The sequence below is a fragment of the Flavobacterium franklandianum genome (assembly GCF_007097365.1).
Taxonomy (GTDB): Bacteria; Bacteroidota; Bacteroidia; order Flavobacteriales; family Flavobacteriaceae; genus Flavobacterium; species Flavobacterium franklandianum.
The window spans coordinates 427,456-442,294 of sequence record NZ_VJZR01000002.1 but is presented as its reverse complement, the minus strand read 5'-3'; the positions used below and the strand labels follow the sequence as shown (position 1 = coordinate 442,294).

14 protein-coding genes and 1 tRNA gene are annotated in these 14,839 nt (G+C 31.6%); 6 read left to right on the top strand and 9 right to left on the bottom strand.

All coding sequences use genetic code 11. From position 1 onward, the window contains the following. Positions 1 to 56 precede the first annotated feature (56 nt). The 3 genes from murA to FNW17_RS04430 form a co-directional block, all read right to left on the bottom strand. The gene (murA, locus tag FNW17_RS04440; RefSeq protein WP_144070970.1) at positions 57 to 1,367 is read right to left on the bottom strand and encodes a UDP-N-acetylglucosamine 1-carboxyvinyltransferase; all 1,311 of its coding nucleotides are present in this window, start codon (positions 1,365 to 1,367) and stop codon (positions 57 to 59) included. A gap of 79 nt (positions 1,368 to 1,446) precedes the next feature. Then, a complete protein-coding gene (locus FNW17_RS04435; protein WP_143390288.1) occupies positions 1,447 to 2,172 on the bottom strand; it encodes a DUF4290 domain-containing protein in 726 nt (241 codons plus the stop codon). A 2-nt stretch (positions 2,173 to 2,174) separates the two neighbouring features. Further along, the gene (locus FNW17_RS04430; protein WP_143390287.1) at positions 2,175 to 2,471 is read right to left on the bottom strand and encodes a DUF493 family protein; all 297 of its coding nucleotides are present in this window, start codon (positions 2,469 to 2,471) and stop codon (positions 2,175 to 2,177) included. A gap of 392 nt (positions 2,472 to 2,863) precedes the next feature. Between FNW17_RS04430 and FNW17_RS04425 the strand changes: the two genes are divergently transcribed. The 5 genes from FNW17_RS04425 (at position 2,864) to FNW17_RS04405 (ending at position 7,518) form a co-directional block, all read left to right on the top strand. Then, positions 2,864 to 3,403: an AAA family ATPase gene (locus FNW17_RS04425; protein WP_143390285.1), complete on the top strand. Its 540-nt coding sequence runs from the start codon at positions 2,864 to 2,866 to the stop codon at positions 3,401 to 3,403. A 59-nt stretch (positions 3,404 to 3,462) separates the two neighbouring features. After that, positions 3,463 to 5,388 carry a RecQ family ATP-dependent DNA helicase gene (locus FNW17_RS04420; RefSeq protein ID WP_144070969.1) on the top strand — a complete coding sequence of 642 codons (1,926 nt, stop codon included), beginning with the start codon at positions 3,463 to 3,465 and terminating at the stop codon, positions 5,386 to 5,388. Positions 5,389 to 5,449: 61 nt separating this feature from the next. Further along, on the top strand, positions 5,450 to 6,397 hold the full coding sequence (gene fmt / locus FNW17_RS04415) for a methionyl-tRNA formyltransferase (RefSeq protein WP_144070968.1): 948 nt from the start codon (positions 5,450 to 5,452) through the stop codon (positions 6,395 to 6,397). Between the two features lie 171 nt (positions 6,398 to 6,568). Continuing rightward, positions 6,569 to 6,841, top strand: a complete 273-nt coding sequence (locus FNW17_RS04410) for an HU family DNA-binding protein (protein WP_143390282.1) — start codon at positions 6,569 to 6,571, stop codon at positions 6,839 to 6,841. Positions 6,842 to 6,957: 116 nt separating this feature from the next. Then, positions 6,958 to 7,518, top strand: a complete 561-nt coding sequence (locus tag FNW17_RS04405; protein ID WP_143390281.1) for a YqgE/AlgH family protein — start codon at positions 6,958 to 6,960, stop codon at positions 7,516 to 7,518. On the opposite strand, the gene FNW17_RS04400 is transcribed toward FNW17_RS04405, so the two are convergent. Then, positions 7,519 to 8,355, bottom strand: coding sequence for an aminotransferase class IV (locus tag FNW17_RS04400; protein ID WP_143390280.1), 837 nt, complete (start codon positions 8,353 to 8,355; stop codon positions 7,519 to 7,521). Between the two features lie 64 nt (positions 8,356 to 8,419). Further along, entirely contained in the window at positions 8,420 to 8,812 is a 393-nt protein-coding gene (locus tag FNW17_RS04395; protein ID WP_143390279.1) for an START-like domain-containing protein, read from the bottom strand. A gap of 154 nt (positions 8,813 to 8,966) precedes the next feature. On the opposite strand from FNW17_RS04395, the gene FNW17_RS04390 reads away from it, so the two are divergent. Next, positions 8,967 to 9,040 (top strand) — tRNA-Met (locus FNW17_RS04390). A gap of 562 nt (positions 9,041 to 9,602) precedes the next feature. Here FNW17_RS04390 and FNW17_RS04385 read toward each other — a convergent pair. The 4 genes from FNW17_RS04385 to FNW17_RS04370 all read right to left on the bottom strand — a co-directional run bounded on the left by FNW17_RS04385 (position 9,603) and on the right by FNW17_RS04370 (position 14,744). After that, positions 9,603 to 10,952 carry an exopolysaccharide biosynthesis polyprenyl glycosylphosphotransferase gene (locus FNW17_RS04385; RefSeq protein ID WP_262710833.1) on the bottom strand — a complete coding sequence of 450 codons (1,350 nt, stop codon included), beginning with the start codon at positions 10,950 to 10,952 and terminating at the stop codon, positions 9,603 to 9,605. A gap of 68 nt (positions 10,953 to 11,020) precedes the next feature. Continuing rightward, positions 11,021 to 11,425, bottom strand: coding sequence for a hypothetical protein (locus FNW17_RS04380; protein ID WP_126563215.1), 405 nt, complete (start codon positions 11,423 to 11,425; stop codon positions 11,021 to 11,023). Between the two features lie 74 nt (positions 11,426 to 11,499). Beyond that, positions 11,500 to 13,830, bottom strand: coding sequence for an exopolysaccharide transport family protein (locus FNW17_RS04375; protein WP_144070967.1), 2,331 nt, complete (start codon positions 13,828 to 13,830; stop codon positions 11,500 to 11,502). A 188-nt stretch (positions 13,831 to 14,018) separates the two neighbouring features. Next, a complete protein-coding gene (locus tag FNW17_RS04370) occupies positions 14,019 to 14,744 on the bottom strand; it encodes a polysaccharide biosynthesis/export family protein (RefSeq protein WP_185964795.1) in 726 nt (241 codons plus the stop codon). Positions 14,745 to 14,839: the final 95 nt, after the last annotated feature.

Genomic DNA, 14,839 nt, shown 5'->3' with positions numbered 1-14,839 from the left:
AACCTCAAAGGTTTGAAAAAAACCTTTGAGGTTTAGCGTTTTTATATTGAATAAAATTAAGCTCTAACTATCTTGGCGCCAATAGCTCTCAATCGTTCGTCGATGCGTTCGTAACCTCTATCAATTTGTTCAATATTTTGAATAGTACTTGTTCCATTGGCCGAAAGTGCAGCAATCAACAACGAAATTCCTGCTCTAATATCAGGTGAAGACATTGTGGTAGCTTTCAGTCTTGATTTGAAATCGTGACCAATTACAACAGCTCTGTGCGGATCACACAAAATGATTTTGGCTCCCATATCAATCAATTTATCAACGAAAAACAAACGACTTTCGAACATTTTTTGATGAATCAAAACATCACCTTTACATTGTGTTGCAACAACAATAACAATACTCAACAAATCGGGTGTAAATCCTGGCCAAGGTGCATCTGAAATGGTAAGAATAGAACCATCAATATCGGTTTTTACTTGATATCCGTCTGTATGAGCTGGAATGTAGATGTCATCCCCTCTTTTTTCTAAGGTGATTCCCAGTTTTCTAAAAACATTTGGAATCAATCCCAAGTTTTCCCAACTTACATCTTTAATGGTGATTTCGCTTCTGGTCATTGCTGCCAATCCTATCCAACTTCCAATTTCAATCATATCTGGAAGGATTCTATGTGTACAACCGCCAAGATTTTCTACACCTTCAATAGTCAATAAATTCGATCCAATTCCAGAAACGTTGGCCCCCATAGCATTCATCATTTTACACAATTGTTGCAAATAAGGTTCGCAAGCTGCATTATAAATAGTTGTGGTTCCTTTGGCCAAAACAGCTGCCATAACAATGTTAGCAGTTCCCGTTACCGATGCTTCGTCGAGCAACATATCAGCTCCAATTAAACCTTCAGGAGCTTCTACTCCATAAAAATGTTCTTCTTTGTTGTAACGAAATTTAGCTCCAAGATTGATGAATCCTTCGAAATGGGTGTCTAATCTTCTTCGTCCAATTTTATCTCCTCCTGGTTTTGGGATATATCCTTTTCCGAAACGAGCCAAAAGTGGCCCTACAATCATAATAGAACCTCGAAGTGCTCCGCCTTCTTTCTTGAAAGCATCCGTTTCGAGATAATTTACATTTACATCATCGGCTTGAAAAGTATAAGAACCCGCTCCATTTTTTTGGATTTTGACCCCTAAATTTCCCAAAAGGGTAATCAGTTTGTTAATGTCTATTATATCTGGAATATTATTGATGGTCACCTTTTCTGGAGTCAATAATATAGCACATAATATTTGCAATGCTTCGTTTTTGGCTCCTTGTGGCGTGATTTCACCTTTCAAGGTAACGCCGCCTTCTATTTTGAAAATTCCCATATTTTTTAGGTTAGAAGTTAGAAGTTAGAAGCTAGAAGTTGTCCACGGACCGACTCATAACTTATAACACATAACAGTTTTACAAAGGTTTTCTATTTTGATTTTTATGCGTAGGATTTGGCTTTCCTGTCTTGCTATTCTTGTTGCTTTGAATTTTTGGTGGTCCTGCAGGAGTAATTTTATTGGAAACTCGTTTGTTGGTTCGCAATAAATCAGTAGTAGTCAAAAGTTCTTCGGTGCTTTGTAGCATATTCAATTTTCCACCAGACAATTCAAATAAATGTTCGAAAATGACATCGTCTTTTACGGTGTCTTTATTCCAACTCAAGTACGATTTTTTCATATGATTGGCAATTACTTTTACCAAAGCATTTTTCATTTCGCCTTCCTCCCATTTGTTGGCAACATCAATCATATACTTAATATTATTACCATAATATCGGTATTTTGGAAAGTTTTGTGGGTATTGTAGCACATCTGGTTTCAACTGTAATACTTCACGGGTAGGAACTGGATATGGCGAATCAACATTCAATTTAAAATCGGACATTATGAAAATTTGATCCCATAATTTGTGCTGAAAATCAGGAACATCACGCAAATGGGGATTCAAACTCCCCATCACTTGTATGATGTATTTTGCCGCTTTGTTGCGCTCTTCCTTATCTTCGAGGACAGTCGCTTGATCTATCAATTTTTGCAAATGACGACCATATTCTGGAATAATCAAATGAGATCGCTCTGCATTATACTCCAAATGATGAACGACATCGTTTGCAACTTCTTTTACGTATTTTGTATTCATATTTATAGGGAAATAATACCTTTTATAGTAGAAACTTCAATGTATTTATCAATTATTTCTTGAGAATCTTTCATCATAACATCGACAGAAATACTTGTGAATTTACCGGTTTTGGATTTTGTAGTTTTTATTACTGCTCCCATACAATCAAAAGCTTCTTGCACACGAAGAACATTTTCCTTTTCAGAAGGCACAATAAATTTATACAAATATATTGACGGCCAAGTTGAACTCAAATCCAACTCTGCTTTTAATCGTTCATAAAACTCTCTGACTTCTTTTTCTTTTTCTGATTCCATTCTAAAATTAAAATAAAGGCAAATATACAGTTTTGAAATTACATTTTGGATTTTAGATTGCAGATTTTAGAATACCGAGTTTAGAAAATTAAAAAATAAATTTAGATTGAATTATTTTCAAAAAGAAAGAAACTCAAGCACTGAACTTAATTCTTATCAAAAAGTTAAAACCGCATAGAAAAACAATCTTTTTTCTTAATAAAAATGGGCAGTTGCTCAACATAGAGTTCATAGCTATGAGTAAATAAAATACCTATGAAAAACTTTATAAATAGTACTCTTTGATAAACTTCTATGTGGTAAAAATTATTTATTGAACTCCATTTATTACTAAAAAATAATGTTTCGAAATTCCGATAACTTTAGGTAAATTTGCACCTTATTTGAAAAACGTGAGCAAAGAAATTATAGTTATCATAGGTGGCCCTGGAACTGGAAAAAGCACCATCATCGATGGATTGATAGAAAAAGGTTTTTGCTGTTATCCCGAAATTTCTAGACAAGTAACTTTAGAAGCAAAAAAACAAGGCATCGAACAGTTGTTTCTTGAAAATCCTTTACTTTTCAGTGAATTGTTATTAGAAGGCAGAAAAAACCAATTCAAAAGCGCTATAGAAGAAACCCACAAAATTGTTTTTATTGACCGAGGAATTCCTGATGTTCTAGCCTATATGCACTATATTGGCGACAGTTATCCCACTCATTTTGACTTGGCTTGTCGTGAAAATTTATACACAAAAATCTTTATTCTTCCACCTTGGGAGGAAATATATGTGAGCGACGAAGCGCGTTACGAAAACTTTGAACAAGCAAAACTCATTCACAACCATCTTTCAGAAACCTATCAAAATTATGGTTACGAACTCATAGAAGTTCCAAAAGACAGTCTTAATAACAGAATTTTATTTATCTTAGATGAAATTTCTAAATAGTTTAGGAGTTTTAATTGCTGAGTTTTTAATTTTTTAAAGCTAATCAACAACTTTTTTTAATGGCTGAAGCATTAGCAATTCTTCAAAAATATTGGAAACACGACAAATTTAGGTCACCACAAGACGAAATTATCAATTCCGTTTTGGATGGTAAAGATACTTTTGGGCTGATGCCAACAGGTGGCGGAAAATCAATTTGTTTTCAAGTTCCAGCCTTAATGAAAGACGGAATTTGTTTGGTCATTTCGCCCTTGGTAGCCTTGATGAAAGACCAAGTGCAACGTTTGCAAAACCTCAACATCAAAGCTATTGCATTAACTGGCGGAATTCAATCGGACGAAATGATTACTCTTTTGGACAATTGCGAATTTGGAAATTATAAATTCTTGTATTTATCGCCAGAAAGATTACAATCAGATTGGATTTTGGAACGCATCAAAAACCTACCTATCAATTTGATTGCTATCGATGAAGCACATTGTGTATCCCAATGGGGACACGATTTTCGTCCTGCTTATTTAAAAATTTCCAACTTAAAAACTCATTTTCCAAAAGTTCCATTTCTGGCACTCACCGCTTCGGCAACAAAAACAGTTCTCGATGATGTCATTCTTCAATTAGGATTAGAAAATTCAGCGATTTTCACCAAATCATTTGCAAGAAAAAACATTGCCTATATGGTTTTTGAAGTCGAAGACAAACTGTATAGAATGGAGCAAATATTAAAGAAGAATCCACAACCTTCTATAATATATGTCCGAAATAGGAAATCGTGCTCGGATACTGCCTCGCAATTGCAATCTTTAGGGTTCAAAGCTACTTTTTATCACGGCGGATTATCCGTTAAGGAGAAAGAGAAAAATATGAGCCTTTGGATGAATGAAGAAGCTCAAATTATTGTTGCCACCAATGCTTTTGGAATGGGAATTGACAAATCGAATGTAAAAACGGTCATTCATATTCACCTTCCCGAAAGTATCGAAAGTTATTATCAAGAAGCTGGTCGCGCCGGAAGAGATGATCAAAAAGCATTTGCCATTATTCTCACCAGCCCATCTGACAAAATTCAAGCGCAAAATCAATTCATTAATGTATTGCCGGATAAAATAATTCTTACCCAGATTTATATCAAATTATGCACCTATTTCCGAATTGCTTATGGCGAAGGAATCAACGAACAATTTTCATTCAATTTGAATCATTTTTGCCAAAAATATGGCTTTCCAACCTTGAAAACTTTCAATGCCATTCAGTTTTTAGACCGTCAAGGCATTTTGAGTATGTCACAAGAATATTCCGAGAGAATCACGATGCAATTTATTATCGAATCCAAAGAAGTCATTCGCTATATGAGTTTGAATTCTAATGAAGAACCTGTTATTTTGTCCTTACTTCGAACGTATCCGGGAATTTATGAATCGCAAACTCCCATTAATTTATCGTTAATAGCCAAAAAATCTAGTTGCGATGAAGCGTTAATCCTTTCTGTTTTTGAAAAATTGAAAAATCTTGAAATCATTGATTATCACAAAAAAAGTAATGATGCCACCATTATTTTCAACGAAGTTCGCGAAGACGAAAGAACGATAAATCGAGTTTCGAAATATCTAGAAACCCAAAACAAACAAAAAGTAGCCCAATTCGAATCGATTTTGAAATACATCAATGAGAAGAAAGTGTGTAAAAGCAAGTTGATTCTGGAATATTTTGGCGAAAAAACCGAAACTGATTGTGGAATTTGTTCGTATTGCATTTCCAAAAAAAAGAAATCTAACGATGGTTCTGTGGTTTCAGAAAAAATCATTGCATTATTAAAAATACAAGCATTGAATTCAAGAGAAATTCAAAAACTAACAAAAAATAGCGAAGACGAAGTTATCTTTGCTTTGCAAAACTTATTGGAAAACAATAAAATCGCTATTAAACCCAATAATAAATATTCACTTAAATCCCCACCCCAAACCTCCATAAAGGAGAGGGAGTAGGAACTAAAAAAAACAGAAGTCATTTATTACAATCTTAATTTCTGGACTAAAAATAATCATTATGGAAAAATTAAGAATCGTATTTATGGGAACGCCCGAATTTGCAGTTGGCATTTTGGACACCATAATTAAGAACAATTATAATGTTGTAGGCGTTATAACCGCAGCAGATAAACCCGCAGGTCGTGGTCAAAAAATAAAATATTCGGATGTAAAAGAATATGCTTTGGCCAACAACCTTACTTTATTGCAACCCAATAATTTGAAAGACGAAGGCTTTTTAGCCCAATTGAAAGCTTTAAATGCCAATTTACAAATTGTCGTTGCTTTTAGAATGTTACCCGAAGTGGTCTGGAGAATGCCCGAATTAGGCACATTCAACCTTCACTCCTCTTTATTACCTAATTATCGCGGAGCCGCCCCAATAAATTGGGCTATAATAAATGGAGACATCAAAACTGGAGTGACCACTTTCTTTATCGATGATAAGATTGATACTGGAGCAATGATTTTAAGTTCCGAAATTGAAATTGCTGCTGACGAAAATGCAGGACATTTGCATGATAGATTAATGCAATTGGGAAGCGTGACCGTTTTAGAGACTTTAGCATTGATTGAAAAAGGAAATATTACAACAACTATTCAGAAAGATAATTTAGAAATAAAAACGGCTTATAAATTAAATAAAGAAAATTGCAAAATTGATTGGACAAAATCGGCACAGGAAATCCATAATTCAATTCGTGGTTTGAGTCCATATCCATCGGCTTGGTGTTTTTTTCAGGACAAAAACGAAGAATGGAATGTAAAAATTCACGAAGCAAAAATGACTTTTGAAAGGCATTCTATGGCAGTTGGCAGTTTGATTTGCAGTAAAAAAGAAATGAAAATTGCAGTGAAAGATGGGTTTATTGAGGTGAATAGTATACAATTTCCCGGAAAAAAGAAGATGAATGTAAGAGAATTATTGAACGGAATAGCTTTTTCCGAAAATGCAAAGGCGTATTAATACCAATAAAACGGGTGTTTAGGAAGAATTTACATTGGTTTATGAACAAAAAAAACAAGTTATCAACAAAACAAGTTAAAATTAATCAAAACGCTTGTAAGGGAACATATTCCTACTAATTTTGTTATTATTAACAAAGTTTTTTTAACCAACATTTAATAACTAAACATTATGAACAAATCAGAATTAATCGACGCTATCGCTGCTGATGCAGGAATTACAAAAGCTGCTGCAAAACTAGCTTTAGAATCATTTTTAGGAAACGTAGGTAGTACTTTGAAAAAAGGTGGAAGAGTATCTTTAGTAGGTTTCGGATCATGGTCAGTTTCTGCAAGAGCTGCAAGAGATGGTAGAAATCCTCAAACAGGAAAAACAATACAAATTGCTGCAAAAAATGTAGTAAAATTTAAAGCTGGAGCTGAATTAGAAGGAGCTGTAAACTAATTTAAGCTTTCTTAAATATAATAAAAACCTTCCTATGGAAGGTTTTTTTATACTTTTTATCGATTAAATTTTGTTTGAATTATCTTTTTTTCTTAGTTTTAATTAAAATATAACCTATGATTTCAGAAAAATTAAAAAAAGGAAAACTACTTATTGCAGAGCCTTCTATAATTGGAGATTTGTCTTTCAATAGGTCTGTAATTTTATTGGCGGATCACAACAATAAAGGTTCGGTAGGTTTTATCATTAATAAACCTTTAAAATACACCATAAATGATTTGGTTCCCGACATTAAAGCATCTTTCAAAATCTACAACGGTGGCCCTGTCGAACAGGATAACCTATATTTTATACATAATGTACCCAATCTAATTCCGAATAGCATAGAAATATCGAATGGCATCTATTGGGGAGGTGAATATGAAATTACAAAGGAGTTAATCAATAACGGTAAAATAAACAAGAATAACATTCGATTTTTTTTAGGATATACAGGATGGGATGTAGACCAGTTAGAAACTGAAATGGCAGAAAGCTCTTGGATTATCACCCAAAACAACTACGAAAATAAAATAATTGGAAAATCAGCCTGCCACTTTTGGAAAAAACAAATTATGGAGTTAGGCGGAGAATATCTAGTTTGGGTCAATGCTCCTGAAAATCCAACATTCAATTAATCACCATTCTATCGTATTATTCAATTTTTGAACAATTAGCTTCGAAAAATCAATCGTAAACTCTTTTTTGCGGTATTTCGTAATGGGCTGAATTCCTTTAATCACATTTGTAATAAACAATTCATCGGCTTTTTGCAGGTCGAATGGAGAAATTACTTCTTCAATAACTTCTAAATTTTCTATAGTTCGAGCCAGACTCAATATTTGTTTGCGCATAACCCCATTCAAACAACCCTCAGAAACTGGTGGTGTGGATAGGGTGTTCCCTTTGAGCATAAATAAATTTCCTTGCAAGGCTTCAATTACATTCTTGCTGTCATTCAATAGCAAACAATTATCCAAATCATTTTCAGAAGCATAAATACTTGCCGTAATATTTAGTAATTTATTTGTCGTTTTTATTGATGAAAGCAATTGTTTTGCCACATAAAAATCAGTATATAAATCTACAATATATTCTTTTTGAAAAATTGAATAGGGCGTATTCTCAAGACTTTCTATAGTAATCAAATAAGAAATAGTATTGTTTTGTGGCAAATAGTATCCGCCATCATTACGATACACAGTAATTCTAGCACGTGCAGAATTTTCTATTTTTTTGGCTTTAGCCAAAGTAAGGATTTGTTCTTCCAAAAACTCCATTGTGAAATTCATTGGAATTTCCATACGGACAATTCGCATTGAAGACATTAACCTAAAATAGTGATCTTCTAAAAAAAGAATTTTAGAATTCACTATTTTAACTGTTTCAAAAACGGCATCTCCATATAAAAAAGCACGATTGTGAGTCAACAAATTAGTATCTTTAGAGAGAATAGAACCATTAAAATTTATCATATTATTCAAAAAAAAAGTCCCGCGATTAAAGCGGGACAAATATAAGCTATAAATAACAATATTACTAAACCGAACCAATTACGTGTTTGAGATCGGATATCTGATTTTCCCACAAAAGCTTAGCTTCATTTACTTCGTCTAAATCCGCAAAATCAATAACTGTCAAAGAAACATCTTTTGTAATTTCGTCTACTAAAATATGAAGCTCAAAATAAAATTCAGTGTCTTTGTTGTTGTCATCAACCCATTTAAACCTCACTTTTTCTCCTGATTTTTTGGAACAAAGCCTAGCTTTCTCTTCTGAATCATTCCAAATGAAAGTAAAAAACTCTCCACGAGAATTAACGTTGTCGGCAAACCACTCTGACAAACCCGATGGAGTCGAAATATATTGGTACAACAATTGGGGAGATGAGTTTATTGGGAATTCTATTTCGTATCGTATTTTTGAATCCATTAGGCAGTATTAATTTTTTGGAAATTTATAGAATATAAAGCCAATAAAAAAGCTTTTTTAAAAATATTTTTTTTTATTGAATATATGCTTGTAACCTCTAATTTAATTTTTATATTTGCACCCGCATTGAAAGATGGTTTTCATCTGGAAATATGGCGAGATAGCTCAGTCGGTTAGAGCGCAGGATTCATAACCCTGAGGTCCCGAGTTCAAATCTCGGTCTCGCTACTAAAACAAACCCTTAAACATCAATTGTTTAAGGGTTTTTTTATTGAAATTAAGATTTAAAATATAGACTTTAAATATTTTTAGTAAAAAACCCAAGTGAAGAATTTTATAAATCGGACATTAAATATCAATACCCTTTAAAAGGAAAAAGGTACAAATGAAATGCTGTTTTCATTTATACTTTTAGAGAGTAAATCAAATATTTTAATTTATAATGAACTTTTTAATCCCATAATAAACTTCAGGATCTACATACTAATTTTTAAAAACCCCATATTTGCATTTGGATTCTTAATAATCCACGTGATAAGTTGTGAAAAATACAAATTAAAAAAACTTATATGCTTGCGTTTAAGCTTTGGTTTTCAATAGAATCCAAATTATTGATTTTTTTTAATTTCATCATACAATTTCAAAAATCGATTCAATTGTTTTTGCAGAATAGTGCGTTTTGTATACTATTTATACAATTCTTTACCAATAAAAAAGATAGTTACATAAATACCTGTAAGTAAACCAATAAAATTGAAAGCTATATGCCCATAAATTTTATTATTTAAGTTTAAAAAGCATTTTTATCTCCTTTTAAAGTTACAATAACTGTCCAAAAACAAATTTTAATGTCAGCGATTAAACTCCAACGCTGTACATATTCGATATCTTTATTAACCCGTCGGATCATATCATTTACAGTTTTAGTTTCGCCTCGAAGACCCGAGACTTGTGCTAAACCTGTGATCCCTGGCTTGACAAAATGACGAACCATAAAATTATTAATATGGTCATTATAGTCAGAGGTATGTTTTATCATATGAGGGCGTGGCCCAACAACACTCATATTTCCCATAAATACATTAAAAAATTGCGGGAATTCATCCAAACTAGTTCGACGGAGGAATTTGCCAATTGGGGTTACACGATCATCTCCTTTTTTAGCTTGTTGACTTTCATCACCGACATTTATATACATGCTCCGAAATTTATAACAACAAAAGGGTTCGTTTTTTTTACCTGTTCGCATTTGTTTGAATAAAACTGGCCCCTTACTTTGTCTTTTGATAAGGAAGGCTAATAAAGGATAGAGCCACGACAAGATTAAAACAATGACCAAACTACTAAAAACAAGATCGAATATTCTCTTAACTAAACGATTATAGGCGTTCTGAAGTGGCTCAAATCGAGGCTTTATAACATGAAAATTATCTAAATGGCTGGAACTAAAATGTTTTTTTGAGATTAGTGAAAAATCAGGAACAAATTTCAAACGCATACAATGCTTATCACCAAGTTCAAAGAAATAATTTAAATCAGAAATTAAATCGGGTTTAGATACAATGTATAGTTCATTGACATTGTTCTCTGATGCATTAATAATAGCATCGGAAAGTGCTAAACTAAATTCTTCATTTGTTGTATAATTCTCAGACGAATTTTCATTAAGAATACCCATAAAATGGATAAAATACGAATGGGTCTCCAAATGAGACGCTAATTCAATACTCGTTTTATTAAATCCCCAAATCGCTACTGTATAACGCTTTACAACCCATCTTTTTATATTTCCTGTTATTAGTGCAAACAAAATTCTGGATATCAAAAAATAGAACAGCAAAAAACTTAATTGAAATAAATTGGCTCTACTTCCGAAAAAGTATAGAATGTTATCTTGAAAAAGATAAATATAAATATACCATAAGATTCTTTGTGTAAAGAAAGCACGCCAACTATTGCCGAAAAATTCTTCTAAACTAAAAAGAACATCCACTCGATACAATTTAAAGTAAGTAACTGAAAACAACCAACTTAAGATTGTAATAGGAATCATTTTATCGAGAAACAAAACATTCAAACCAACTTTTTCAACTGCGGCTATTTTCAAAAATAGCATAGTACCAAATATCATGGCTATCATATCAATGACAGCACAGCAAATTATGAAGGTAAATTTATGTCTATTTCGCATTTGTTAATCTTTTATTGTTAATCTTTTAATCTGACATATAAATTGAATAGAAATGCTCCAATTAAACTTCCTAGAATTCCATAAAAAACATCCATTAAATCTGGATTCCTTTTTCGAATTAAAAATTGTCCGCCTTCGGCTATACAAACTATAATTGTTGCTATTCCTAAGTTTTGAATAAAATTCAAATTTTTACTGTAATTTATTTCGTTTGAACTTTTTTGCTGCGAATAAGTTTCTAATAAGAAACCTACAGCTAAAAAAGGAATTGCAGTACGCAAATTGTAATAATGATCACTCCATTTCAAAAGCCATCTAGGCAAATAGGTTTCGTCTTTAAAACTTGGATCTGGCAACCATGAAAAATAAAAAACCGCAGCAATAACAAAAACAAAAATTAAAAGAACTCTTTTTTTTGACATTTTATTCTTATATGAATTTAATTATTTAGCCTTATCTATTGCATAATTTATAATTCATACATGAAAAAAGAAAATTAGGCTTTTTTGAACCAAGACTTTTTTACTTTTTTTTCTTGATATTCATACCCATAGTTGATCCCATAACTATAACCGTATGAACTTTTTAAATTGACTTCGTTAATAAGAATACCAACATTTTTCAATTGTTCTTTTTTAATAAATTTATTTAACTGAACTAATGATCTCTTATCTGTATAATTGAATTTCGATACATATACTGTTACATCTGCTAAATGACTAAAATTGAGCGTATCAGACACCATTTGCACAGGAGCAGTATCTAGAATAATGAAATCATAAAGGCTCTTTGCCTCTTCAATTAATGTTTCAAAATTAGAATTGGTTAATAACTGAGTTGGATTAGGGGGAATTTCTCCTGCTATAAGGATGTCGAGATTGCTAGAAAAATTAGTGTCTTTTTTTAATGAACTTTTCCAATCAATACTATTATCAAACAAGTAATTTACTAGACCAATTTCATTTTTATTTAAATTAAAATATTCATGCTGTTGCGGATTCCTTAAATCGGCACCAATTAGCAAAACTTTTTTATTTTGATTACTTAATGTTATAGCATTATGAAAGGCGCAAAAAGATTTTCCTTCTCCTTGAATAGAAGAAGTGAACAGTATTACTTTCCCTATATTTTCATTTTTTCCTGGTAATAAATAAAATATATTAGAAACTAAAGTTCGTGAAGCCTCTGCTATAAGAGAACGAGAATTTGCTGTATTGTCTAACTTATCATTAGGGTTTGCTTTAGGGATAAATCCTAAAAAAGGTATATTTGCATTTACTTTATGAATATCATCCTCATTATGCACTTTGGAGTCTAATTGTAAATTGAGATAAATAATTCCAAAAGGAAGTAGTAGACCTAATAAAAAAGCACCTAACAAAAATGACTTGGGCTGCGGAAAAATGGGTGTATAATTTGTTACCGGTGAATTTAAAGTCTTTAAATTAGACTCTAAAATCGCGCCATTCAAAATAGCTTCTTCCCTTTTCTGTAATAATGCTGTATATGTTTCCTCCTTCGTATTTAAATTACTGTTGATGTTTCCCAAAATTTTATCATTTGTCGGGATGCTTTTCGCTTTAGAGTTGGCAACATTTTGTTCTGTTTTATTTGCTCTATTAGTTTGTTTTAAACTATTTAAATAACTTTCTAAAGTATTCAAAATTTCTAGTCTTTGAGATTTTAGTTGTGTCATTAAAGCTATGTAGGTAGGATTGTTTTTTTGTGCTCTTTGTAATATTAATTCACTCTCCATAAGTTTTGTGTTATAATTCAAAAGCATTTGATTTATTGATGTAGCTTCTAACTTATAATCTGTCCCCAAAGGCTTTAAACCATTAGAATTTCTGATGTCATTAATTGCATAATTAGTTAATGATATTTGTCTTTCATTAAGGTTAAAGTTTTCATTTTTTTGACTTCTATCTGCCGTTTTTTCTACAATATAATTGTCCATCACTAAGATGTCATTATTTTGTAAAAACTTTTCTTTCACACTCTCAATAGAATCTTTTTCTTTGGTAAAACTTTTTATCCTTTGATTTAAATAAGAAACTGTATTTACGTATAGTTTTTGCTTATTCATAACAATATTTTCATCCAACAAAACTATAATCTCATTTAAAATTTTTCTTGAACGATCTGGGCTTGATCCTATATGATTTATTTCTATAGTTCCTTTCGAGTCTTCTTCAGACACTACAATAAGCGCTTTCTTCAATTTCTTTTGAGCTACATCGTTTGGTTCTAAACTCACCAAATATTCACTATCAAAATAATCCGAAGGGTTTTTCATCGCTTTTGGAGACAATAAAATTCTAAATGGCAAACCATCTACAAGTTGGGTTCCTTTATATCCATTTACAACAAAACTTTTTTCCGTATTGGGGTCGGTCAAAGTAAAACCTTGTTTATTTATTTTTATCGTGTAAGTAATTTGAGGTAATATATCATTATCGATGGTTGGCCTTACAATAAAAGGAACTTCATTTACAAATTTACTTTGTACTTTATACACCATTTCAAAATAACTAATATTTAAATTCATAACCTTAACCACTTTCATCAAAAAATCATTCGATGTAACTAGCCTGATTTCTTCTTCTAAATTATCTTCTTTACTGGTTTCTTCGGAACTATTAGAACTATTCGAAATTATTTTCGTTTTTTCATCTTGCTTTTTATCAATAAAGAGTAAGGCCGAAGTTTGGTATGTTGGCGTAATTGTTACAATAAAATAAAAAGCGATACCCAAACACAAAATCAAACTAAGAACAAACCATTTCCAATGCAAGAAATATTTGAAAAATTCACTTTTAAAATCCATATTATTTTAATTAATTTGTAGAAATTTCTAAAAAAATTAGCATTAGTAAGAGGAAAGATATTTTATCATATTTCATATCATCAAACCCTCAATAACGACAAGTTTTTTATTAAAATTACGATATAATTTCAATCAAATTACTTAATTAAAGCCATTTTTGAAATTTATTTATTTTTTTTAAATCCGTATTATTGCAGTTTAAATAACAAGAAGAGTGATAAAAGAGATGCTGTTATTCCCAACAATTGTATTGGATCTTTGATAAGACCACCACTATTAACTTTAAGCTTATTAGGTGTTACGACAATAACATCATTTTGTCTGATGCGATAATCAGGATTTGACATCCACGAAGCCGTAGTTAAATCAATATGGTAAACTAGACGTTTTCCGTTTAACTCTCTAATAAGTTTTACATCTTTTCTAATTGCCGAGTAAGTAAGATCTCTTGCCAATCCAATTGCATCTAAAAGGCTAATAGACTCTTCTGTAAAAGGAATTACACCTGGTGAATTTACCTCTCCCAAAATCGTGAATTTGTTATTTAGGACTCTAACAAATACAGTAGGATTTACCAAATACCCTTCATTTATAAGACGTTCTTTAATTTTTTTTTCAGTCATAGTCGGAGTCATACCGGCCACACTAACTTCATTCAAAATAGGCAAAGTAACATTTCCTTGAGGGGTAACTAAGTATCCTGATAGTTTCATTAAGTCAACTGAACCATTTGCACTAGTAGATACAGGAAGATTAAAAGGTGCTGCTACTAAAGGATTGAGATCACTTATGTCTATTTTTAAGATATCATTGGGTTGAATTTTTGTTGCTGCATAATTTAAAGTCGAATTAGAATACTTATCTAAATCTTGTAAATACAACATCTGTTTCTTGGTGGTGCAAGACTGTAGCATCAATAAAAACAATATGACAATTGTTAGTAGGATTTTTTTCATAGTGATTAAAAGTTAGTATTATTAATTTTTATTTTATAATAACAAAAATAAAG